At 74.0% G+C, this 21,860-nt stretch carries 15 protein-coding genes; 6 read left to right on the top strand and 9 right to left on the bottom strand.

What is annotated here, in order from left to right:
* Positions 1 to 224: 224 nt before the first annotated feature.
* Together AOM03_RS05640 and glgX are read right to left on the bottom strand one after the other, a co-directional pair.
* Positions 225 to 1,232: an NYN domain-containing protein gene (locus AOM03_RS05640; protein WP_062379014.1), complete on the bottom strand. Its 1,008-nt coding sequence runs from the start codon at positions 1,230 to 1,232 to the stop codon at positions 225 to 227.
* A gap of 554 nt (positions 1,233 to 1,786) precedes the next feature.
* Complete coding sequence (gene glgX, locus AOM03_RS05635; RefSeq protein WP_062379012.1) at positions 1,787 to 3,940, bottom strand: glycogen debranching protein GlgX; 2,154 nt, start codon at positions 3,938 to 3,940, stop codon at positions 1,787 to 1,789.
* Between the two features lie 149 nt (positions 3,941 to 4,089).
* On the opposite strand from glgX, the gene AOM03_RS05630 reads away from it, so the two are divergent.
* The 3 genes from AOM03_RS05630 to AOM03_RS05620 are packed head-to-tail and all read left to right on the top strand — an operon-like array spanning position 4,090 to position 7,318.
* On the top strand, positions 4,090 to 5,544 hold the full coding sequence (locus tag AOM03_RS05630) for a glycoside hydrolase family 43 protein (protein ID WP_062379010.1): 1,455 nt from the start codon (positions 4,090 to 4,092) through the stop codon (positions 5,542 to 5,544).
* 32 nt (positions 5,545 to 5,576) lie between these two features.
* Positions 5,577 to 6,365: an electron transfer flavoprotein subunit beta/FixA family protein gene (locus AOM03_RS05625; protein WP_062379007.1), complete on the top strand. Its 789-nt coding sequence runs from the start codon at positions 5,577 to 5,579 to the stop codon at positions 6,363 to 6,365.
* Positions 6,362 to 7,318, top strand: a complete 957-nt coding sequence (locus AOM03_RS05620) for an electron transfer flavoprotein subunit alpha/FixB family protein (protein ID WP_062379005.1) — start codon at positions 6,362 to 6,364, stop codon at positions 7,316 to 7,318. Before AOM03_RS05625 ends, AOM03_RS05620 begins: the two co-directional genes overlap by 4 nt.
* A gap of 42 nt (positions 7,319 to 7,360) precedes the next feature.
* On the opposite strand, the gene AOM03_RS05615 is transcribed toward AOM03_RS05620, so the two are convergent.
* Together AOM03_RS05615 and AOM03_RS05610 are read right to left on the bottom strand one after the other, a co-directional pair.
* Entirely contained in the window at positions 7,361 to 7,765 is a 405-nt protein-coding gene (locus AOM03_RS05615) for a hypothetical protein (RefSeq protein WP_062379003.1), read from the bottom strand.
* 1 nt (position 7,766) lies between these two features.
* The gene (locus AOM03_RS05610; protein ID WP_062379001.1) at positions 7,767 to 8,594 is read right to left on the bottom strand and encodes an oxidoreductase; all 828 of its coding nucleotides are present in this window, start codon (positions 8,592 to 8,594) and stop codon (positions 7,767 to 7,769) included.
* 269 nt (positions 8,595 to 8,863) lie between these two features.
* Here AOM03_RS05610 and AOM03_RS05605 point away from each other — a divergent pair, with 269 nt between their 5' ends.
* Both AOM03_RS05605 and AOM03_RS05600 read left to right on the top strand, forming a co-directional pair.
* Entirely contained in the window at positions 8,864 to 12,358 is a 3,495-nt protein-coding gene (locus tag AOM03_RS05605; RefSeq protein WP_062378999.1) for an ExeM/NucH family extracellular endonuclease, read from the top strand.
* A gap of 101 nt (positions 12,359 to 12,459) precedes the next feature.
* The gene (locus AOM03_RS05600; protein WP_062378996.1) at positions 12,460 to 13,641 is read left to right on the top strand and encodes a cysteine desulfurase family protein; all 1,182 of its coding nucleotides are present in this window, start codon (positions 12,460 to 12,462) and stop codon (positions 13,639 to 13,641) included.
* Positions 13,642 to 13,818: 177 nt separating this feature from the next.
* On the opposite strand, the gene hutI is transcribed toward AOM03_RS05600, so the two are convergent.
* From hutI to hutH, 5 genes are read right to left on the bottom strand one after another with little or no spacing between them, the layout of a single operon-like run.
* Positions 13,819 to 14,997, bottom strand: a complete 1,179-nt coding sequence (hutI, locus tag AOM03_RS05595) for an imidazolonepropionase (RefSeq protein ID WP_062378994.1) — start codon at positions 14,995 to 14,997, stop codon at positions 13,819 to 13,821.
* Positions 14,994 to 16,418, bottom strand: a complete 1,425-nt coding sequence (locus tag AOM03_RS05590) for a formimidoylglutamate deiminase (RefSeq protein ID WP_062378991.1) — start codon at positions 16,416 to 16,418, stop codon at positions 14,994 to 14,996. The genes hutI and AOM03_RS05590 overlap by 4 nt, the downstream gene beginning before the upstream one ends.
* The gene (locus AOM03_RS05585; protein WP_082092133.1) at positions 16,415 to 17,719 is read right to left on the bottom strand and encodes an allantoate amidohydrolase; all 1,305 of its coding nucleotides are present in this window, start codon (positions 17,717 to 17,719) and stop codon (positions 16,415 to 16,417) included. Before AOM03_RS05585 ends, AOM03_RS05590 begins: the two co-directional genes overlap by 4 nt.
* A complete protein-coding gene (gene hutU, locus AOM03_RS05580) occupies positions 17,719 to 19,407 on the bottom strand; it encodes a urocanate hydratase (protein WP_062378988.1) in 1,689 nt (562 codons plus the stop codon). Before hutU ends, AOM03_RS05585 begins: the two co-directional genes overlap by 1 nt.
* 19 nt (positions 19,408 to 19,426) lie before the next feature.
* Positions 19,427 to 20,989, bottom strand: coding sequence for a histidine ammonia-lyase (gene hutH, locus AOM03_RS05575; RefSeq protein WP_062378986.1), 1,563 nt, complete (start codon positions 20,987 to 20,989; stop codon positions 19,427 to 19,429).
* 77 nt (positions 20,990 to 21,066) lie between these two features.
* Between hutH and AOM03_RS05570 the strand changes: the two genes are divergently transcribed.
* A partial coding sequence (locus AOM03_RS05570) for an IclR family transcriptional regulator (protein ID WP_062379233.1) occupies positions 21,067 to 21,860 on the top strand: 794 nt, incomplete at its 3' end.

Below are 21,860 nucleotides of genomic sequence, written 5' to 3'. Positions count from 1 at the left end.
TGCTGCTCTTCCTCGCGCTGCAGCGCTACATCGTGGGCGGCCTGACGGCGGGCTCGGTCAAGGGCTGACGCCCGATCCTGCTCCCTCCGGACACTCCGCACCGTTCTTCTGGACACTCCGCACGGAATCTGAGACGACACGCCGGTGACCGGCCCCGAATCGGGGTCGGTCACCGGCGTGTTGCGTCTCCGTCCGTGCGGAGTGTCCGCGGGACGGGTAGCCGGCTACACCTCGAGTGCCTCGACGCACTCCCAGAAGGCGTCGCGGAGGGCGTGTCGTTCGAAGTCGTCGAGCGTGTACACGTCGAGCGCGTCGGAGAGGTCGTGCAGGAGCGCGGAGTCCAGATCGCGAGGGATCGAAGGCCGGTTGGTGCGGAGCTCCACGAGTTGCGCACGCGTCGCGGACGCCACGAACGCGTCGACGACGGCCTGTGCGACACGTTCGACCTGGTCGCTGCCGGGGATGCTCACGGGGGCGGTCGCCGTCGGCGCGGTCCTCGTCGCGCCGGAGACCGACGAGTAGACGGGCACGGCGACCGGCGCGGGAGTGGCAGCGCGTGGGCGCGCGAGCGCGGCAGGCGTGGGCCTGGAGGGGAGGGCGGGAGCGGCGGGCTCGTCCGCGGCGGGCTCGCTCATCGCTGGGGCGCGTAGCACGGCCTCGATGGCGTCGGCCGGGGTGGGGGCGGCCAGGCGCCGGACGATGCACGCGTCGAGCCCGTCGGGGTCGACGACCTCGAGGCGGTCGGCGGCCGCGTGCAGGTGGCGCGACACCCCGTGCGGGCGTCCCTCCGCGTCGGGCACGGCGAGCACGATCACCTCGACCCCGCTGGCCTGTGCCTGGTCGACGGCCTCCGTCAGGTCGTCGTCGCCCGACATGAGAATGAGCGTGTCGATTGCGCCGTTGCGCGCATGGGTCACCATGTCGAGCCCGATCTTGAGGTCCACGCCCTTCTGCTGGCCCTCGGTCCCGATGCGTCCGAGGCGGAGCTTGACGCGCTCCACCATCTCGATCACGCGATGGTCGTCGTCCGGGCGCTGATGCGGGGCGGCGTCGTACCAGTACGAGCGGAGCACCGGACGGCCGGCGACCCGTTCGGCCTGGTCGCGGACCACGCTGATCAACGCGGGGAAGTCGGGCTGGATGCCGCGCCGGAAGGAGCTCCCGGTCAACCGTGTGGCCGCCGAGGCGAGCAGGTATCCGGCGTCGACGTAGACGATGGCGTTGGACCGCATCGGTGCTCCATTTTTCGGGGGTGGGCGCGGCACCAACGCTAGTGGCTCGCGGCTGCCCTCCTGGCCGCTCGCCGGGGCGCGAGCGCTTCCCGATCCGCGCCCGGTTCGTGATCGGGTCTGTGGCCGGGCTCGCAGCCCGGTTCGGGACCCTCAGGACCGCGGATTCGCTGTGTTGGCGCGCTACGGGACAGAGAGGACTGCCGGGAGCGCTCGCCACCGGTCCGCATCGTCCCGCAGAGCGCGGCGGCGCTCACGCAGCGGTCCAGATTGTCCCGGACGGTGCCGTCGCCGTGGACACTGCGCACGGACTCTGAGACGACACCCCGGTGACCGGCCCCGAATCGGGGCCGGTCACCGGCGTGTTGCGTCTCCATCCGTGCGGGGTGTCCGCGGGGGCGGGTGGCCAGCCGTCACCTGTCCACACACGCTGGCCCGAATTCGCCGCGAAAATGCTGATATGCGCGCGACACGCCGACGACACGCCGGGGCGCGTGTGGAGCAGTGAAGAAAGCGTGTGGAGAGGTGACGGCGCAGGGCGCGCGCCGGCGGCCCGCTCAGCCCTCCGGGCGCGTGAGGTACAGCCGCAGCGAAAGCGACCGCACGGTCTCCACGGAGCCGGGCTCGACCGCGTGCTCGATCCGCTCGGACAGCGAGTCCCACGCGCTGTCCCACGCGAGGTGCCACGGCGCGCCGTGGTCGCGCGGGATGGTGACGTCCACGTCCCACTGGTCGCCGTTGATGACCACCAGGGCGTCGGCCTCCGCGGTGCGCGACAGGGACCGCATGAACTGGACCACGCGGGTCTCGGGGTCCTCCCACCAGTCCTCGTCCTCGTGCTCGCCGTCGGCGCGGAACCACGCGGAGTCCGCGCGGTAGAGCGTGTCGGTGGGGTCGCGGTCGACGCCGTCGTAGAAGCGCTCGGGGCGCAGCACGCGGTTCTCGCGGCGCAGGCGCAGCAGTTCCGTGATGGACTCGCGGAGCTCGACCTGCCACGGCTCGTGCTCCCAGTCGAACCAGGAGATCTCGTTGTCCTGGCAGTAGGCGTTGTTGTTGCCGCCCTGCGTGCGGCCGAACTCGTCGCCGCCCAAGATCATGGGCGTGCCCGCGGAGATGAGAAGCGTGCCCATCATGTTGCGCACGGAGCGGCGCCGGGCGGCGAGGATCTGCTCGTCGTCCGTGGGGCCCTCGACGCCGTGGTTGAAGGACCGGTTGTTGTCGGTGCCGTCGCGGTTGTCCTCGCCGTTGGCCTCGTTGTGCTTGCGGTTGTACTGGGTGAGGTCGTAGGCGGGGAAGCCGTCGTGCGCGGTGATGAAGTTGACCGAGGCGCCGGGTCCGCGCATCCCGTAGGGGTCCGAGTGGCCGAACAGGTCGGACGAGCCGGCGATGCGCGTCGCGAGCTCGGGCGCCGTGGGGTGGTGGCGCTGGCCGCCTGCGGCGGCGCCGGACTGCAGCCAGAACGAGCGCGCGTAGTCGCGGAAGCGGTCGTTCCACTCGGTCATGGGCTGGGGGAAGTTGCCCACCTGCCAGCCGCCCAGACCCACGTCCCAGGGCTCGGCGATGAGCTTGAGCCCGCCCAGCACCGGGTCCGTCGTGAGGCCCACCAGGAACGGGTGGGTCGAGGAGAAGCCCTGCATGGTGCGGCCCAGGGTGGCGGCGAGGTCGAAGCGGAACCCGTCGACGTGCATCTCGGTGGCCCAATAGCGCAGCGAGTCGAGCGCCATCTTCACCACGGTGGGGTGGGAGAAGTCGAGCGTGTTGCCCGTGCCGGTGGTGTCGTCGTAGTGCTGCGGCGCGTGCGGCTGGTTGCGGTAGTAGACGAAGTTGTCCAGGCCCTTCCAGGACAGCACCCGGTCCGTGCCGGAGCCCTCGCAGGTGTGGTTGTAGACCACGTCGAGGATCACCTCGAGGCCGCCCTGGTGGAGCAGGTCCACCATCCCGCAGAACTCGTCCTGGACGGCCTGCGCGCCGCGCTCCTGCGCCTCCTTGGTGGCGTAGGCGGCGTGCGGGGCGAAGAATCCGAGCGTCGAGTAGCCCCAGTACGAGCTCAGCCCCGCGTGCTCGAGGTGCGGCTCCGGCGCGAAGGCGTGGACGGGCAGCAGCTCGACCGCGGTGACGCCCAGCGACTGGAGGTACTCGATCGCGGCCGGGTTCGCCAGGCCGGCGTACGTGCCGCGCAGGTGCTCGGGCACGCCCGGCATGGTCTTGGTGAAGCCCTTGACGTGGGTCTCGTAGATGACCGTGTCCGCCCACGGCACGCGCGGGTGACGCTGCTGCCACGGGCCGGACGGCTTCTCCGTCACCACGGAGCGCGGCATGAGCGGCGCCGAGTCCGTCGCGTCGCGCGAGCTCAGCAGCGCCTTCGCGGCGGGATCCGTCATGGGCGTGAGGGTGCCCTCGATGCCGCGGCCATAGGGGTCGAGCAGCAGCTTCGCCGGGTTGTAGCGGTGGCCCTGCTTGGACTGCCAGGGTCCCGAGGCGCGGAAGCCGTACCGCTGGCCCGCGCGGATCCCGGGCACGAACGCGTGCCAGTTGCCGTTCATGGGCCCGTGCAGCGCGATGCGGGTCTCCGTGCGGTCGTCGTCCTCGAAGAGGCACAGGTGCACGGCCGTCGCGTGTGCCGCGTATACGGCGACGTTCGCGCCGCCCTCGACCAGGTGGACGCCCAGTCGCTGCGGAGTGGGAGAGGGGGCAACGGTCGGAGAAGCCATGCGCCCATCCTAGGAGCGCCGGGCGCGGGACCCGTGTTTCACGCCCGTCGCCACGCGGGTCACGCCGTGCCGCCCCGGGCCCGGGTGGCCCCTTCGAAGGGACGATGCGGTGGCGCCGCATCGTCCGTCTCGCCTATAGGTTGGGGGACATGACAAATCCCGTCCTCCCCGGCTTCCACCCCGACCCGTCGGTCTGCCGCGCGGGCGACCACTACTACCTCGCCGCGTCGAGCTTCGAGTACGTGCCCGGAGTCCCGATCCATCGTTCCGCCGACCTGGTGACGTGGGAGTTCGTGGGCCACGCGCTGCCCGACGCCGCCGTGGTCAACGCGCCCGTGGGCGACGCGGGTGCGAGCTCGGGCATCTTCGCGCCCACCCTGCGTCACCACGACGGGCGGTTCTGGATGGTCACCACCTCGATCCGCGACTACGACCGCGGCCAGCTCATCGTCCACGCGGAGGACCCGGCCGGGCCGTGGTCCGCGCCGGTGTACGTCGAGGGCGCCGCGGGCATCGACCCCGACCTCGCGTGGGGCCGGGACGGCACGTGCCTGCTCACCTGGCGCGGCAACGACCCCGCCGGCATCCACCAGGTGGCCGTCGACCCCGTCACAGGCGCGCGCCTGGGCGAGCCGACCGTGATCTGGACGGGCACGGGCCTGGCCGACCTCGAGGCGCCGCACCTGGTCCGCCGCGGTGACTGGTGGTACCTGGTGGTGGCCGAGGGCGGCACCCACAAGGGCCACTCCGTCTCCGTCGCGCGTGCGCGCGACCCGCGCGGCCCGTTCGAATCGCACCCCGCCAACCCGGTCTTCAGCCACCGCAGCCTCGCGCACCCGGTCCAGGCCGCCGGCCACGCGGACCTGGTCGAGCGCGCCGACGGCTCCTGGGCCGCGGTCTACCTGGGCATCCGCCAGGAGGGCTCGTTCCCCGGCTTCCACGTGCTGGGCCGCGAGGCCTTCCTCGCCGGCGTCGAGTGGCACGACGACTGGCCCGTCGTCGTCGACGACGCCTTCGACGTCCCCGCCCGCGACCACGCGTGGGAGGACCGCTTCGACGGGCCCGCGCTCGACCCCCGGTGGGTCGCGCCGGGCGAGGCCCCCGCATCGTTCTGCGAGACGGGCGAGGGGCTCGCGCTCGCGGCGGGCCGCGACGCCGACGACGGCGAGCAGCTCCGCATGATCGCGGCGCGCGTCCTCGACCGCGGCTGGGAGGCCGCGGCCCACGTCCCCGAGGGTGACGCGTGCCTGTCGGTCCGCATCGACGCGACCCACTGGTACGGCATCGAGCGCGTGGGCGGCGAGCTCCGCGCCCGCGCCGTGAGCGCGCCCTTCGACCAGGTGCTGGCCCGTGCCTCGGCCCGGGAAGGCGACGTGCTCGCCGTCCGCGCCGTCCCCACGCCGCCGGGCATCGGCGCGCACCGGTCGGGCCCGGACACCGTCGCCCTGGGCCTCGAGCGCGAGGGCGCCTTCGTGGAGCTCGCGTCGCTCGACGGTCGGCACCTGTCGACCGAGCTCGCGGGCGGCTTCACCGGCCGCATGCTGGGTCTCGAGGCCCTGGGCGGCCCGGCCCGCGTGGCCCGGGTGACGTACCGGCCTGCCTAGCCAGCGCATCGTCCCCGGTTAGGCTGTCCCTCATGCGCATCCTGGTGACGGTCAAGTTCGTCCCGGACCTCCAGTCGCAGCGTTCCTTCACGGATGGCGCTGTCACGCGGACCGGCGACGACGGCACGATGAACGAGCTCGACGAGAACGCGGTCGAGGCGGCCCTCCAGCTCAAGGAGGCCGCCGGCGAGGGCGAGGTCTACGCCCTCACCGTGGGCGGGGCCGATGCGGTGGCCGCCGTCCGCAAGGCCCTTCAGTTGGGCGCAGACCACGCTCTGCACGTCTCGGACGAGGCCATCGCCGGCTCGGACGTGTTCGGCACGGCCAAGGTGATCGCGGCGGCGGTGCGGAAGGTCCACGAGGAGGCCCCGCTCGACCTGGTCATCACCGGCATGGCGGCGCTCGACGGCCTCACCTCGATGCTGCCCACCGCGCTCGCGGCGGAGCTCGACTGGTCGCAGCTCACGCTCGCGTCCGGGCTGACCGTGGATGGTGGCACCGCGACCATCGTGCGCCACCTGCCCGACGCCCACGAGACGGTGAGCGCGCCGCTGCCGGCCGTCGTGTCCGTGACCGACGAGGCCAACACGCCGCGCTACCCCAACTTCAAGCTCATGATGGCGGCCCGCACCAAGCCGGTGACCACGTGGACCCTCGCGGACCTGGGAGTCTCCCCGGCCGAGGTGGGCACGGGCGCCGCGCGCACCCGCGTGGTGGTCGCGGAGGAGCGGCCGCCGCGAGAGAACCGTCAGATCGTCACCGACACCGGGGACGGCGGCAACCAGCTCGCCGACTTCCTGCTCGAGAGGGGCCTCGCATGACCGCCGCCACCGTCGCCGTCCTCGTGGAGCTCCGCGACGGCGCCGTCACCCGCCCCACCTACGAGGCGATGACGCTCGCCCGCAGCCTGGGCACGCCCGTCGCCGTGGTGCTCGCCGACGACTTCGACCCCGCCGAGGGCGCCCGCCTGGGCACGTACGGCGCCGCGGAGGTGCGCATCGTCGCCGGGGACGTGCGCCTGCCGTCCCGCGCGGCGGCCGCGCTCAAGCAGGCCGTGGGGGACGCCGCCGTCGTGCTGATGGTGTCGACCTTCGTCAACAAGGAGATCGCGGCGCGCCTCGCGGTCGCGACCGGCGCCGGCGTGGTGGTTGACGCCGCGGGCGCGGAGATGATCGACGGCCGCGTGGAGACCACGCAGACCGTGTTCGCGGCGACGTGGAACGTGCGCACCCGCATCGAGTCGGAGCGGGCGATCGTGGCGATCCGGCCCAACACGACCATGGCCGAACCGGCCGAGGTGCCGGGGGTCGCGGCGGAGTCCGTGGTGACCGTGGACCTGCCCGCGGCGCGCGAGAGCGTCGTCTCCGTCGAGCCCGTGCCCGCGCCGGAGGGCGTGCCGCTCGCCGAGGCCCCCGTGGTGGTCTCCGGCGGTCGCGGCACCAACGGCGACTACACGCTGGTGCGTCGCATGGCGGAGGTGCTGGGCGGCGCCGTGGGCGCGTCCCGCGACGCGACCGACGAGGGCTGGATCTCGCACGAGCACATGGTCGGCCAGACCGGCACCACCGTGACGCCCGCGCTCTACCTGGCCTGCGGCATCTCCGGCGCGGTGCACCACCGCGGCGGCATGCAGGCCTCGGGCACCATCGTGGCCGTCAACATCGACCCCGACGCCCCGATCTTCGAGATCAGCGACTTCGGCGTGGTGGGCGACCTGGGCGACGTGCTGCCCCAGGCGATCGCGCGCATCGAGGAGCGGCGCCGGGCCCGGTAGGCGCGTGCCGGCGGGCGGGGCACGGAGCGTGCCCCACCCGCGCTACGCGAGCAGCGCCTCGTTCTCGCCCATGTAGCCCGGGTTGCCCAGCGTCTCGAGCGGCTCGCCCGGGGCGCTGATGCGCTGGACGAACACGTGCGCGTGCGCCTGGCCGCGCTCCTGCGCGACGGCGTAGACGGCGTGGTGCTGCTCGCCGCGGGCGCGCACCATGCCCCGCCAGCACACGGTGACGCGCTCGGCGCGGCTCGCGCTCGCGGCCTTGCGCGCCGCCTTCACGCCCGCCTCGGTGGACGGCGCGGTGAAGCGGCGGATGGTGCGCTCGCCGGTGCCGGTCTCCTCGACCAGCAGGGGCTTGAGCTCCTCTCCCTCGCCCAGCGTCGACATCGCGTGCGTGAGCACCGCGTGCACCAGCCCGTGCAGCGCCTTGCCTCCGGGAATGCCGGCCATGTCAGTCCTCCCTGTCGATCGAGAGGGACAGATCCTCCCAGCGGTCCACCTCGGCGCCCAGACGCTCGAGCTTCTTGCGCGTCTGCGTGACGGCGTGGGTGCCGCAGATGAGGTGCATCGGCGGCTCGGGCTCGTCGGCCAGGCGCAGCATCGCCTCGGCGGCCGCGGCGGGGGAGCCGGGCTGGTTGCCGGGCAGGGCGTGGATGCGCGTCCAGAACGGCTCCATGACCGGCGCGTAGTCCGGCATGATCTCCTGGTTCTTGCCGCCCGAGGGGATCCACTGCGACCGGATGGGGCCGGGCTCGAGCAGCGTGACCGTGATGCCCAGGTGCTTGACCTCCGCGGCGAGGGCCTCCATGAAGCCGGACACCGCGTGCTTGGCGGCGCAGTAGTAGCCCAGCCCGGCCGAGCCGCGCACGCCCGCGATCGAGGACACGGCGAAGATGTGTCCCGCGCGGCGCTCGCGGAAGTGCGGCAGGAACGCCTGGGTGACCTTGGCGGTGCCCCAGAAGTTCGCGTCCATGACCTCCTGCACGTCGGTCGGGTCGGACTCCTCGATGGTGGAGAAGTAGCCGATGCCCGCGTTGTTCACCAGCACGTCGACGTGCCCGAACCTCGTCAGGGCGGCCTCGACCGCGGCGGCGACCTGCGCATCGTCCCGCACCTCGAGGGGGACGGCGAGGACGGTGTCGGGGTAGGCGGCGACGAGCGCGTCGAGCGTCTCGGGGCGGCGCGCGGTCGCGACCACCCGGTGGCCCGCCGCGGCGGCGGCCTCCGCAGTCGCGCGGCCGATCCCGGTCGAGCAGCCCGTGATGAACCAGACGGCCATGGGTGTTCTCCTTCCGAAAGACCTCCCGCAACGGTACGTGAAGGGACCCGGGACGATGCGCGGGCGGGCTCGCGTGGGAAGGGCGCCCCGGCCGGGGACGATGCGTGGGCCGGCTGGGGAGGGCGGCGCTCACCGCGATTGTTGTTGGCCGAGAAAAACAAAACCCCAGGTACAACACTGGTAGGAAACCGAGCATTTGCGCAACGTTCACGCACGTTTCTCCTTCGTGCGGCATGTCACTCAGTGCCGATTCCCTAGCCTTTCTGACCGTGAAGAACCACACCACCCTCGCGCGCCGTGCCGGCGCCCTGACCGTCCTGGGCGCCCTGGGCGCCTCTATCCTGACCTCGCTCCCGGCCGCGGCCGAGGGCGAGGCCGCCGCCCCCGACCTGTTCATCACCGAATACGTGGAGGGATCGAGCTACAACAAGGCGCTCGAGATCTACAACCCCACCGGCGCCGCGGTGGATCTCTCCGACTACACCCTCGAGCTGTACGCCAACGACCGCATCCAGTCGCAGGGGCCCACCACCACGGCCCGGCTGGAGGGCACTCTCGGCGCGGGCGAGACCTTCGTCGTGGCCCACGCCCAGGCCGGCGCGGACCTGCTGCCGCTGGCGGACATGACCAGCGCCGTCACCAACTTCAACGGCGACGACCGCCTGCTGCTGAAGAACGGCGTCGAGGTGATCGACTCGTTCGGGCAGGTCGACGTCCGGCCCTCCGGCACGCCGTGGGCGGAGCAGACCTTCGTGCGCAACGCGGACATCTGCGCGGGCGACGCCAACCCGGACGACGCGTTCGACGTCGCGGTCGAGTGGACCGCGTACGGCCAGAACACGTTCGAGCACCTCGGCTCGCATGACACCACGTGCGGCGGAGCGCAGGGGGGCGGCACCTTCGCGCCCGACCTGTTCTTCTCCGAGTACGTGGAGGGATCGAGCTACAACAAGGCGCTCGAGATCTACAACGGCACCGGCCGCGAGGTGGACCTGTCCGGCTACTCGATCGAGCTGTACGCCAACGACCGCATCCAGTCGCAGGGGCCCAACAACACCACGCGACTGTCGGGAAGCCTGGCCGCCGGCGAGACGTTCGTGGTGGTCCACGGGTCCGCGGGCGCGGACCTGGCGCCGCTGGGCGACATGACCGGCACCGTCACCAACTTCAACGGCGACGACCGCCTGCTGCTGAAGAACGGCACCGAGGTGATCGACTCGTTCGGGCAGGTCGACGTCCGGCCCTCGGGCACGCCGTGGGCGGAGCAGACCTTCGTGCGCAACGCGGACATCTGCGCGGGCGACGCCAACCCGGACGACGCGTTCGACGTCGCGGTCGAGTGGACCGCGTACGGCCAGAACACGTTCGAGCACCTGCGCGCGCACGACACGACGTGCGGCACGACCGCCGTCGACGTCGCGCCCACGGTCACGAGCATCGTCCCGGAGGACGGCGCCCTCGAGGTCGCGACGTCCGTCGCGCCCGTGGTGACCTTCTCCGAGCCGGTCGTCGCCGCGGACGGGGCCTTCTCCCTCGCGTGTGACGATGCCCCGGTCGCCGTCGACGTCGCCGGCGCCGAGGACGTCTACACCCTGACGCCCCGTGCGGAGCTCCCGCAGGCCGCCGCGTGCGTCCTCACCGTCGATGCCGCGTCGATCACCGACGTCGACGGCTCCGTCGCCCACGCCATGGAGGCGGACGTCGCCTCCGCGTTCACCGTGACCGAGGGCGTGCTGCCCATCGGCAAGGTGCAGGGCGAGACCGACATCAGCCCCTACGTGGGCTACACCGTCACCGTCGAGGGCGTCGTCGTCGGCGACTACCAGGGCGACAGCCTGCGCGGCATCTACGTCCAGTCGCGCGACGGCGACCACGACGGCAACCCGCTCACCTCCGAGGGCATCTTCGTCTACAACCCCGCCGGCCCGGCCGTCGCGCTCGGCGACCTGGTGTCCGTGACCGGCGTGGTGTCCGAGTACTACGGCCAGACCCAGATCGGCTCCGCGGCCGTGCAGATCCTCTCGAGCGGCCACGAGGTCACCCCCGCGCAGGTCACGCTGCCGTTCGCGTCGTCCGACGCCGCGGAGGCGCTCGAGGGCATGCTGGTGGAGTTCCGGCAGGAGCTGTTCGTGACCGAGATCTATCAGCTGGGCCAGTACGGCCAGGTGACGCTGTCCTCGGGCGACCGCCTCCAGCAGCCGACCGCGGTCTACGCGCCGGGCAGCGCCGAGGCGATCGCGCTGCAGGCGGCCAACGACCTCAACCAGATCATCGTCGAGGACGCGTTCACCGGCACCAACCCGGTTCCGGTCACCCTGGGCCGCGGCGGGGAGCCGCTCACCGCGGAGAACACCCTGCGCGGCGGCGACACGGTCACCGGCATGACCGGCGTGATGACGTACGGCTACTCCGAGTACCGCGTTCGCCCGGTCGCCCTCGACGGCGCGACGCCCGACTTCCAGCCCACGAACGAGCGTCCCACCGCGGTGCCCGAGGTGGGCGGGGACGTGAAGGTCGCGTCGTTCAACGTGCTCAACTACTTCCCGACCGTCGACACGGGCTCGGGCGGCTGGATCTGCGGCGCGAACCAGAACATGGAGTGCCGCGGCGCCGACTCGGCTCTCGAGCTCGAGCGTCAGGAGTCCAAGCTGGTCGAGGCGCTCGTCGCCCTCGAGGCCGACGTCATCGGCATCATGGAGATCGAGAACACGCCCGGCGTCGAGCCGCTCGCGCACCTCGCCGCCATGATGAACGACCGCCTGGGCGTCGCGACCTGGACCTACGTCGACACCGGCGTGGTGGGCACCGATGCGATCCGCGTGGGCGTCCTGTACGACGCGGCCGTCGTGTCCGAGGCCGGCGACCACGCCATCCTCGACAGCTCCGTCGACGAGCGCTTCGACTCGTCGCGCAACCGTCCCGCGGTCGCGCAGTCGTTCGTCGAGACGGCCTCGGGCGAGACCTTCACCGTGGTCACCAACCACTGGAAGTCGAAGGGCTGCTCCGGCGCGACCGGCCCCGACGCCGACCAGGGCGACGGCGCCGGCTGCTGGAACGCCAACCGCACCGCGGCCGCCGAGGCCATGATCGACTGGCTCGCCACGTACCCCACGGGCGTGGAGGACGACGACGTGCTCGTCATCGGCGACCTCAACTCGTACGCGATGGAGGCCCCGATCCAGGCGCTGCGCGACGCCGGCTACGCCGAGCTGGGCGGCGGCTACTCCTACGTCTTCGACGGCCAGTGGGGCTCGCTCGACTACATCTTCGCCTCGGCGTCGATGGTCGAGCAGGTCACCGGCGCGGAGCACTTCCACATCAACGCGGACGAGCCCTCGGCACTCGACTACAACATCTGGGTCGACAACGACTATCAGATCGACGCGCTGTTCGCGGCGGACATGTACCGCACCTCCGACCACGATCCGCTGCTCGTGGGCCTGTCCCTGGGCGACCCGCTCGAGGTCGTCGCGGACGTGACGCCTCTCGGGACGGGCATGTTCCGTGCCGTCGTGACCATCGAGAACGTGACGGATGAGGACGTGGCCGATTGGTCTGTGTCCTGGACGCTCTCGGGTGACGCCCAGGTCCGCACCGTGTCGCGAGTGGTGTGGTCGCAGGAGGGCGACATGGTCGCGGTGTCCGGTCGCGGTGCCGCGCTGGTGCTCTCCCCGGGCGAGGCCCTGAAGCTCACCGTGGTGGGGGCGCGCGAGCCCGGCGCGGCCGTCGAGGTGGGCGACGTGACGGTGGTCGCCGCCTCGTAGCTGCGCCCCGCGCCGTGGCAACCGCCTGAGACTCGCCCGCATCACGACGGCGCCCGTCCCCGCAAGGGGGCGGGCGCCGTTCGCCTTTCTAGACTGGGCGCATGACGTACCTCGACCACGCCGCGACCACCCCCGTGCGTCGCAGCGCCCGCGAGGCCTGGCTCGAGGCCTGCGCGGAGGTGGGCAATCCCTCGTCCACCCACGCCGCCGGGCGGCGTGCCCGCGCGCTGCTCGAGGATGCGCGTGAGCGGATCGCGGCCGCTCTCGGCGCCCACCCCACGGAGGTCACGTTCACCTCCGGGGCCACCGAGGCCGACAATCTCGCGCTCAAGGGCCTGATGTGGGCGGCGGGGGAGCGCGGCACGGAAACCGGGGCCGATGCACGGCGCACGCGGGCGGTCACCGCCGCCACCGAGCATCACGCCGGGTTGGACCCGCTCCGCTGGCTCGAGGCCCGCGGCGAGGCCCAGGTGGTGGAGCTGCCCGTCTCGCCCGAGGGCCGGGTCGAGACCGCGGCGCTCGCGGCCGAGCTTGCCGCGCACGCGGACGCCACCGCGCTCGTGTCGCTCATGTGGGCGAACAACGAGATCGGCGTGGTCCAGGACATCGCCGCGCTCGCGGCCGTCGCGGCCGAGCACGGCGTGCCGATGCACACGGACGCGGTCCAGGCCGTCGCCTATCTCCCCGTCGACTTCGCGGCCTCCGGCTGCGCCACCATGGCCGTCACGGCGCACAAGCTGGGCGGCCCGGTGGGCATCGGCGCGCTGCTCGCGCGGCGCGGCGTGCGCCTCGAGCCGCTTCTTCACGGCGGCGGCCAGCAGGGCGCCCGCTCCGGGACGCTCGACGCGGCCGGTGCGCAGGCCTTCGCCGTGGCGCTCGAGGAGGCCGTCGCCGAGCGATCGACGGAGGCCCGCCGCCTGCGCGCGCTGCAGGACCACCTGCTCGCCGGGCTGATCGCCCTCCCCGGTGTCCGTCTCACGGGGCCCCAGCCGGGGGAGTCGCGGCTGCCCGGGCTCGTGAGCGTCGTGGTCGACGGAGCCACCTCGGAGGGGCTGCTCACCGCGCTCGACATGGCGGGCGTGTGCGCCTCGGGCGGGTCCGCGTGCTCCGCGGGCGTGCTCGCGCCCAGCCACGTGCTCACCGGGATCGGCCTCGACGAGCGGACCGCCACCGGCGCGCTGCGCCTGTCGATGGGGCACACCTCGACGCGCGAGGACGTCGACGCCGCGCTCGCCGTGCTGCCGGGCGTGATCGCGCGCTCGCGCGCCGCCGCCGCGGTGTAGCCCGCGCCGCCCCCGCCCCCCGTCCTGCCACGCCCCGCCCGTCACCCCTCCACACACCCAGACCCGAATGGGTACGTGGTGGTCGCTTTCCGCGAGTCGCTGCGCGCCAGGGGTAGCTGGTTGTCGGTCGCGTGTGGACAGGTGACGCGGGGCGGGACAGGTGATGCGGGGGCAGCGTCAGGCCCCGCGCGGCTCCCACGCCGTCGCCGCCGCCCCGTCGCGCCACACGCGCGACACCAGGTGGACGCCGGGCCGGTAGGCCAGGTGGACCGGATCGGGCGCATCGAGCAGGATCAGGTCCGCGCGGGCGCCCACCGCGATCCGGCCCACGTCCGTGCGCCGCAGGGCCCGCGCCCCGCCCACGGTCGCCGCGCGGATGGCCTCCGTGGGCGTCATGCCCATCTCCCGCACGGCGAGCGCGATGCAGAACGGCATCGAGGACGTGTAGGAGCTGCCCGGGTTGCAGTCGGACGCGATCGCCCACGTCGCCCCCGCGTCGCGCAGCCGCTCGATGCGCGGGTAGGGCTGGCGGGTGGAGAACTCGGCGCCGGGCACGAACGTCGCGACCGTGTCGGAGGCGGCGAGCGCGTCCACGTCCTCGTCGGACAGGAACGTGCAGTGGTCGATGCTCGCGGCGCCCATCTCCACGCCCAGCGCGGCGGCCCCGGACTCCGTGAGCTGGTTCGCGTGGAGCCTCAGCCCGAGCCCCGCATCGGCCCCCGCCGCGAGGATCCGCCGCGTCTCCTCGACGTCGAACGCGCCCTCCTCGCAGAAGACGTCGATCCATCGCGCGAGCGGCGCGGCGGCGGCGAGCATCTCGCCCGCGACCAGGTCGACGTAGTCGCCGCGGCGGTCCGTCATCTCCGGTGCGACCACGTGCGCACCCAGGAAGGTCACCTCGTCGGTGAAGCGCGCCGCGACCTTGAGCAGGCGTCGTTCGGTGGCCACGTCGAGCCCGTATCCGGACTTGATCTCCACGGTCGTGGTGCCCGAGCGCAGCGCCTCGTCGAGCAGGTGGCGCGTGCGCGCCGCGAGCTGCTCGTCCGTGGCGGCCCGCGTCGCGGCGACCGTCGACCGGATGCCGCCGGCGGTGTACGGCGCGCCGGACATGCGCGCGTCGAACTCCGCGGCGCGGTCGCCCCAGAAAACCGCGTGCGTGTGCGAGTCGACGAAGCCCGGCATGACCGTGAGCCCGCCCGCGTCGACGGCCGCGTCGGCCGCGGGTGCCTGGGCGGACGGTCCCACCCACGCGATCCGGCCGTGCTCCATCACCACGGCGGCGTCGCGCCGCAGGCCCAGCCCGTCGTCATCGAGGGTGGCGAGCGCGCCGATGTTGAGGATGGCCTCCGCGGTCATGCGTGGACTCCCTGTCGCAGGTAGGCGTCGACCGCGAGGCCGCGCAGCTCGGACGATGCCCGGTGGCGTCCGCGCACCACGGTCGCCGTGACGTCCGCGGCCGATGCGGCGAGCACCAGTTCGTGCGGGTCGCTCCCGACGGTGCGCGCCGAGCGGGCGTCGAGGATCGCGAGGTCGAGCGGCCGGCCCACCTCGAGCGCCTGCCCGGGCGTGCCGAGCGGCGCGAGCGCGGCGTGGCCGTCCGCGGTCCCCGCGCGCCACAGCGCCGCGGGGGAGAACACGCCGCGCCGGTGCGAGGCCAGGCGCGCGCCGCCCTCGAGCCGGCGCAGCTCGTCGAACGGGTCGACCACCACGTTCTGGTCGGAGCCGATGGTCACCCGGGCCCCTGCATCGGCCAGGGATGATGCACGGCCCAGGCCGTCGCCCAGGTCCGCCTCGGTCGTGGGGCACATGGACACGGAGACGTGGGCGGCGCCCAGGGCGGCGACGCCGGCCGCGCTCAGGTGCGTGGCGTGGACCACCGTGGTGCGCACGTCGAGCGCTCCGGCACGGTCGAGCAGCGCGGTGGGGGTGAGGCCCGTGGCGGCGAGGCACTCGTCGTTCTCGCGGGTCTGCTCGGACAGGTGCACGTGGAGCGGGACGTGGCCGGGGAGCCCGGCGACCGCGGCGGCGAGGTGGGCGGGGTCGACGGCCCGCACGGAGTGGAGCGCGGCGCCCAGGGTGACGTGGGGGTGCGAGGCGCGCAGCGCATCGTCGAGCGCGTGCCAGCGCGCGTGCCAGCGCTCGACCGTGCCGTCCGAGAAGCGTCGCTGGGCGTCCGCGAGGTCCGTGCCGAAGCCGCCGCGCAGGTAGAGCGTGTCGAGCAGGGTGAGGCGGATGCCCGCCTCCTCGGCGGCCTCGACGAGCGCCATCTCCATCGCGTGGCCCGGGTAGGGCGTGCCGTCGGGATCGTGGTGGAGGTAGTGGAACTCGCCCACGGCCGAGTAGCCGGCCGCGACCATCTCCGCGTAGACCGCGGTCGCGGCCGCGCGCAGGCCGTCCGGGTCGAGGGTGCCGGCGACGCGGTACATCTGCTCGCGCCAGCGCCAGAAGTCGCCCCCGCCGCCGTTGGTGCGGCCGCGGAGCAGGCGATGGAAGGCATGGCTGTGGGTGTTGGCGAAGGCGGGCGCGGCCAGGTCCACGCTCAGGTCCGGGGGGCCGGCCGCGAGGCCGGCGCCCCGGACGTCACCCGACCCGTCGCCGGGCCCGTCACCCGACCCGTCGCCGGGCCCGTCACCCGACCCGTCGCCGGGCCCGTCACCCGACCCGTCGCCGGGCCCGGCGGGGCCGATCGCGGTGACGACCCCCGCATCGTCCATCTCGACCAGGACGTCCGTGTGCACCCGGTCCGGCAGGACCAGGCGCGCGCAGGCGATCCTCACGCCGCGCCTCCGGAGGTCAGGGCCCGCAGGGCGTCGGCGAGGGCGTCGACGCCGGCGCGGATGTCCTGGTCCGACGCTCCCTCGTGGGGCGAGTGGGAGACGCCGTCGGGGTTGCGGACGAAGAGCATGGCCGCGGGCAGGTGCGCCGCAAGGATGCCCGCGTCGTGGCCGGCGCCGGTGGGGATGCGAGGCACGTCGCCCAGGCGGGGCGCCAGCGCGGCGGCGACGCGGTCGGTGAGGTCGGCGTCGAACTCGACGCGGGTGCTGAAGGACTCCTCGACGACCACGACCCCGCAGCCCTCCGCGGCCGAGGCCGCCTCGACGTCCCCGATGATGGCCGCGACGAGGGCGCGGACGTCCGCGTCGTGCTCGGCGCGCGCGTCGAGCCACAGCGTGACCTCGGAGGCGATGGCGTTGGATCCGCCGGGGACCGCGTGGAGCTTGCCCACGGTGGCGCGCGAGCGGGTGCCCGGCTCGGCCGCGACGGCGCGGTCGCGCGCGGACCGGATCGCGGCGGCCGCGACCAGCATGGGGTCGTGGCGGGAGTCCAGCTCGGTGGCGCCGGCGTGGTCGCCGCGGCCGGTGAGGGTCACGCGCCAGCGGCCGTGCGCCAGGATGGAGGTCGCGAGGCCCACGGGGTGCCCGAGCGGCGCGAGCTGACGGCCCTGCTCGACGTGGAGCTCCAGGTAAAGGGCCAGATCCGCGAGGCGGTCGGGGTCGGGGCCGATGCGCGCGGGGTCGATGCCGGCCCCCGCGAGCACGTCCGCGGCCGTGGCGCCGGCCGTGTCCGTGAGCGCGCGGACGCGCTCGGCCGTGAGGTCGCCGGCGAGCAGCTGCGACCCCAGACAGGGCACGCCGAAGCGCGCGCCCTCCTCCTCGGCGAAGTTCGCGACCCGGATGGGGCGGTCGGGGCGGTGCCCCTCGGCCTGGAGCCGCGCGACCGCGGCGAGTCCCGACACGACCCCGAGCGGACCGTCGAGCGGGCCCCCACCCGGAACCGAGTCCAGGTGGGAGCCCGTCGCGACCGCGGGCGCAGCGGCGCCCCCAGCGCGCCACGTCGCCCATTGGTTCGCATTGCGGTCGACCTCCACGTCGAGGCCGAGCGACCGCGCGGTGCGGACGAACCATGCGCGCATCTCGCGATCCGCGTCGTCGAACAGGTGCCGCGACCAGCCGCCGCGGACGGGGTCCGCGCCCAGGGGCGCGAGCTCCGCGAGGGCCGCGACGGGGTCGAGCAGCACGGCGGCCGGGGCCTCCGCCGCCGGCGCCTCGCCCCCGGCCGCAGCCTCCACCGGGCCCATCAGTCCTCCATCATGGGCACGCGGAGGCCGCGCTCGCGGGCCACGTCGCGGGCGTGGTCGTAGCCCGCGTCCACGTGGCGCATCACGCCGGTGCCGGGGTCGTTGACCAGCACGCGCGCAATCTTCTCCGCGGCCAGGTCCGTGCCGTCCGCGACCACCACCTGGCCGGCGTGGATCGAGCGCCCGATGCCCACGCCGCCGCCGTGGTGCAGCGACACCCAGGTGGCGCCGGAGGCGGTGTTGAGCAGGGCGTTGAGCAGCGGCCAGTCGGCGATCGCGTCCGAGCCGTCCTTCATCGCCTCGGTCTCGCGGTACGGCGAGGCCACCGAGCCGGAGTCCAGGTGGTCGCGGCCGATGACGATCGGCGCGGACAGCTCGCCGCTCGCCACCATCGCGTTGAACTTGAGTCCCGCGAGGTGACGCTCCTGGTATCCGAGCCAGCAGATGCGCGCGGGCAGGCCCTCGAAGTGCACCTTCTCGCCCGCGGCGGTGAGCCAGCGGTGGAGCGACTCGTGCTCGGGGAACAGCTCCTTGAGGGCGCGGTCCGTCGCCGCGATGTCGGCGGGGTCACCCGAGAGCGCGGCCCACCGGAAGGGCCCGCGGCCCTCCTCGAACTGGGGCCGGATGTACGCCGGCACGAAGCCAGGGAACGCGAACGCGCGGTCGTAGCCGCCCAGCTGCGCCTCCGCACGGATCGAGTTGCCGTAGTCGAACACGTCCGCACCGGCGTCCTGGAACGCGACCATCGCCTCGACGTGGCGCGCCATCGAGGCGCGCGCGTCGGCGGTGAAGCCCTCCGGGTCCGCGTCGGCGCGGGCCTTCCACTCCTCGACCGAGTAGCCGACCGGCAGGTAGCTCAGCGGGTCGTGCGCGGAGGTCTGATCCGTTACCACGTCGACGGGCACGCCACGCTCGAGCAGCGCGGGGAACACCTCGGCCGCGTTGCCCACCACGCCCACGGACAGGGCCCGGCCCTCGGCGCGGGCGGCGACGGCCTGGGCCACCGCATCGTCCAGGGAGGCCGCCACCGTGTCGAGGTAGCCGTGCGCCACGCGGCGCTCAAGGCGGGTCGCGTCGACGTCGACCACGAGGCACGCGCCCTCGTTGAGCGTGACCGCGAGCGGCTGCGCGCCGCCCATGCCACCGGCGCCGCCGGTGAGGGTGAGCGTGCCCTGGAGGGAGGCGGTGCGGGGGTCGCGGCCCTCGCGCTCGGCGCGCCGGCGGGCCACCGCGGCGAACGTCTCGTAGGTGCCCTGGAGGATGCCCTGGGTGCCGATGTAGATCCACGAGCCCGCGGTCATCTGCCCGTACATGGTGAGACCCTCGGCCTCGAGGCGGCGGAACTCGGGCCAGGTCGCCCAGTCGCCCACCAGGTTCGAGTTGGCGATGAGCACGCGCGGCGCCCACGCGTGGGTGCGGAACACGCCCACGGGCTTGCCGGACTGGACCAGCAGGGTCTCGTCGTCGGCGAGGTCGCGCAGGGTGGCGACGATCGCGTCGTACGCCGCCCAGTTGCGCGCCGCGCGGCCGGTGCCGCCGTAGACCACCAGGTCCTCGGGCCGCTCGGCCACCTCGGGGTCGAGGTTGTTCATGAGCATGCGCAGCGGCGCCTCGGTCTGCCACGAGCGGGCGGTGAGGGTGGTGCCGCGCGGGGCGCGGACGGTGCGGGCGGTGTCGGTGGCGGTCATGCGGGGTCTCCCGGGGGTCTCAGGCGTGGTGAAGGGGGCCGATGCGGTGTTCGACCGCGGCGAGGACGTCGCCCGAGCGGACGGCCAGGGCGGCGGCGTCCACCTCGGGGGCGAGGAAGCGGTCGGGGCCGGGGCGGGCGGCCTCGGTGACGACGGCCGCGGCGGCGGCCGTGGCGGGGGAGGGGTCGAGCGGCGCGCGCAGGGCGAGGCCGCGCGAGGCGGCGAGCAGTTCGATGCCCAGCACCCGAGCGAGGCCGCACACGGCCCGTCGGAGCTTGCGCGCCGCGTGCCAGCCCATCGAGACGTGGTCCTCCTGCATCGCGGAGCTGGGGATCGAGTCGACCGAGGCCGGCGACGCGAGGCGCTTGAGGTCGGACACGATGCCGGCGGCGGTGTACTGCGCGATCATCAGGCCCGAGTCCACGCCCGCCTCGTGCGCGAGGAACGGCGGCAACCCGTGGTTGCGGGCGGGGTCGAGCAGGCGGTCGATGCGCCGCTCGGACATGGAGGCGAGGTCCGCGACCGCGATCGCGAGGAAGTCGAGCACGTAGCCCACCGGCGCGCCGTGGAAGCTGCCGTTGGACTCGACGCGGCCGTCCTCGGTGACGACGGGGTTGTCGACGGCGGCGGCGAGCTCGCGTTCCGCGACGGCGCGAGCGTGGGCCAGGGTGTCGCGGACTGCGCCGGCCACCTGGGGCGCGCAGCGCAGCGAGTACGCGTCCTGGACCCGGGTGCAGTCGGGTCCTCGGTGGCTCGCGACGATGGGCGAGTCGGCGAGGAGCCGGCGCATGTTGGCCGCGGCCGCGCCGATGCCCGGGTGCGGGCGCAGCGCCTGCAGGTCCGCGGCGAAGGGCGCGTCGGTGCCCATCAGCGCCTCGACGCTCATCGACGCGGTCACATCTGCGGTGGTGACCAGGCGCTCGAGGTCCGCGAGCGCGAGCACCAGTTGGCCCAGCATGCCGTCGGTGCCGTTGATGAGGGCGAGGCCCTCCTTCTCCTCGAGGGTGATGGGCGCGATGCCCGCGGCGGCCAGCGCGTCGGCGGCGGGCACGATGGTGCCCTCCGCGTCGCGCACCAGGCCCTCGCCGATCGCGGCGAGAGCCACGTGCGACAGCGGCGCGAGGTCGCCCGAGCAGCCCAGCGAGCCGTACTCGTGCACCACCGGCGTGATGCCGGCGTTGAGGATGGCGGCGTACGTCTGAGCGACCACGGGGCGCGCGCCGGTGCGGCCGGTGAGCAGGGTGGACAGGCGCAACAGCGTGAGCGCGCGCACCACCTCCCGCTCCACCTCGGGGCCGGTGCCCGCGGCGTGCGAGCGCACCAGGCTGAGCTGGAGCTGGGCGCGGCGGTCGCGGTCGATGAAGGTGGTGGCCAGCGCGCCGAAGCCGGTCGAGACGCCGTAGTGCGGGAGCGGGTCCTGCGCGAGCGCGTCGATGACGCCGCGCGAGGCGGCCATCGCGTCGAGCGCGGCCGGGTCGAGGGCGAGGCGTGCATCGTCGCGGGCGACGGCGACCACGTCCGCGAGGGACGGGGCGGCGCCGCCGAGCGTGACGGTGGCGGTCGGGGAGGCGAGGACGGTCATGGGTCCATGCTTGGGCCGCCAGGGTGGCTCCCCGTGCGCTTTCGGACGCCCGCTGTCTCATATGTGAGACTGGGGTCATGCCCGAGACGCCGCCGTCCCGCCGGCCGGCCGCACCCGCCGCGGCAGCCGCTCCCGCCGTCGACCACGCCCTCGCGCTGCTCACCCACCTCGCGCGTCAGCGCGGTCCGGTGACCGCGGCGGCGCTCGCGGCCGCGCTTGGCATCCCGCGCGCGACGCTCTACCGGCAGCTCGCCGTCATGGTCGCGCACGGCTACGTGGTGCACTTCCCCGAGGAGGGCCGGTACGGCGTGGGCGTCGCCGCCTACGAGTTGGGCTCCGGATACTCCCGCCACCAGCCCCTCGCCCGGCTGGGCGCGCCCGTGCTCGCGGGTCTGGTCGACCGCGTGGGGGAGTCGGCGCACCTCGCGGTCCTGTCCGGGCGCGACGTCGTCTACGTGGTCGAGGAGCGTGCGCCGCGGCGACCCACCCTGGTCACGGACGTGGGCGTGCGCCTGCCCGCGATCGCGACGGCGAGCGGCCGGGCGCTGCTCGCCGCGCTGCCGGCCGCCCAGCTGCGCGCGCTGTTCGGGTCGCGCGAGGCCTTCACCGCCGACGATCCGCGGCTTCCCCGCAGCTACCGCGAGCTCAAGGAGCTCGCGCGCGGCACGCGCGAACGCGGCCATGCATGGGAGGACGGCGAGGTCACCGCCGGCCTCGCCTCGGTGGGCGTCGCGGTGCGCGACCATGCGGGCTGGCCCGTCGCGGCGATGGCCGTGACGTTCGCCGTCGACGCGGTGGACGCCGAGCGTCGCGCCGGTCTGGTCGCGGCGCTCTCGCGGGACGCCGCCGAGCTCGAGCGGCGCATCGGCGG

This window comes from Demequina pelophila (assembly GCF_000971175.1).
Taxonomy (GTDB): domain Bacteria; phylum Actinomycetota; class Actinomycetes; order Actinomycetales; family Demequinaceae; genus Demequina; species Demequina pelophila.
The sequence above is the reverse complement of the archived record's forward strand: the minus strand, read 5'-3'. Positions and strand labels throughout refer to the sequence as shown.

Excerpts from the sequence above, each read along its gene's own strand:
- hutI (WP_062378994.1), bottom strand. The coding sequence starts at position 14,997 with ATGACCGCGGAGGCCATCCTCAACATCGGCGCGCTCGCCACCCTCGAT.
- AOM03_RS05600 (WP_062378996.1), top strand. The coding sequence starts at position 12,460 with ATGACGTACCTCGACCACGCCGCGACCACCCCCGTGCGTCGCAGCGCC.
- AOM03_RS05610 (WP_062379001.1), bottom strand. The coding sequence starts at position 8,594 with ATGGCCGTCTGGTTCATCACGGGCTGCTCGACCGGGATCGGCCGCGCG.
- AOM03_RS05585 (WP_082092133.1), bottom strand. The coding sequence starts at position 17,719 with ATGGGCCCGGTGGAGGCTGCGGCCGGGGGCGAGGCGCCGGCGGCGGAG.
- AOM03_RS05625 (WP_062379007.1), top strand. The coding sequence starts at position 5,577 with ATGCGCATCCTGGTGACGGTCAAGTTCGTCCCGGACCTCCAGTCGCAG.
- AOM03_RS05630 (WP_062379010.1), top strand. The coding sequence starts at position 4,090 with ATGACAAATCCCGTCCTCCCCGGCTTCCACCCCGACCCGTCGGTCTGC.
- AOM03_RS05640 (WP_062379014.1), bottom strand. The coding sequence starts at position 1,232 with ATGCGGTCCAACGCCATCGTCTACGTCGACGCCGGATACCTGCTCGCC.
- hutH (WP_062378986.1), bottom strand. The coding sequence starts at position 20,989 with ATGACCGTCCTCGCCTCCCCGACCGCCACCGTCACGCTCGGCGGCGCC.
- hutU (WP_062378988.1), bottom strand. The coding sequence starts at position 19,407 with ATGACCGCCACCGACACCGCCCGCACCGTCCGCGCCCCGCGCGGCACC.
- glgX (WP_062379012.1), bottom strand. The coding sequence starts at position 3,940 with ATGGCTTCTCCGACCGTTGCCCCCTCTCCCACTCCGCAGCGACTGGGC.
- AOM03_RS05615 (WP_062379003.1), bottom strand. The coding sequence starts at position 7,765 with ATGGCCGGCATTCCCGGAGGCAAGGCGCTGCACGGGCTGGTGCACGCG.
- AOM03_RS05620 (WP_062379005.1), top strand. The coding sequence starts at position 6,362 with ATGACCGCCGCCACCGTCGCCGTCCTCGTGGAGCTCCGCGACGGCGCC.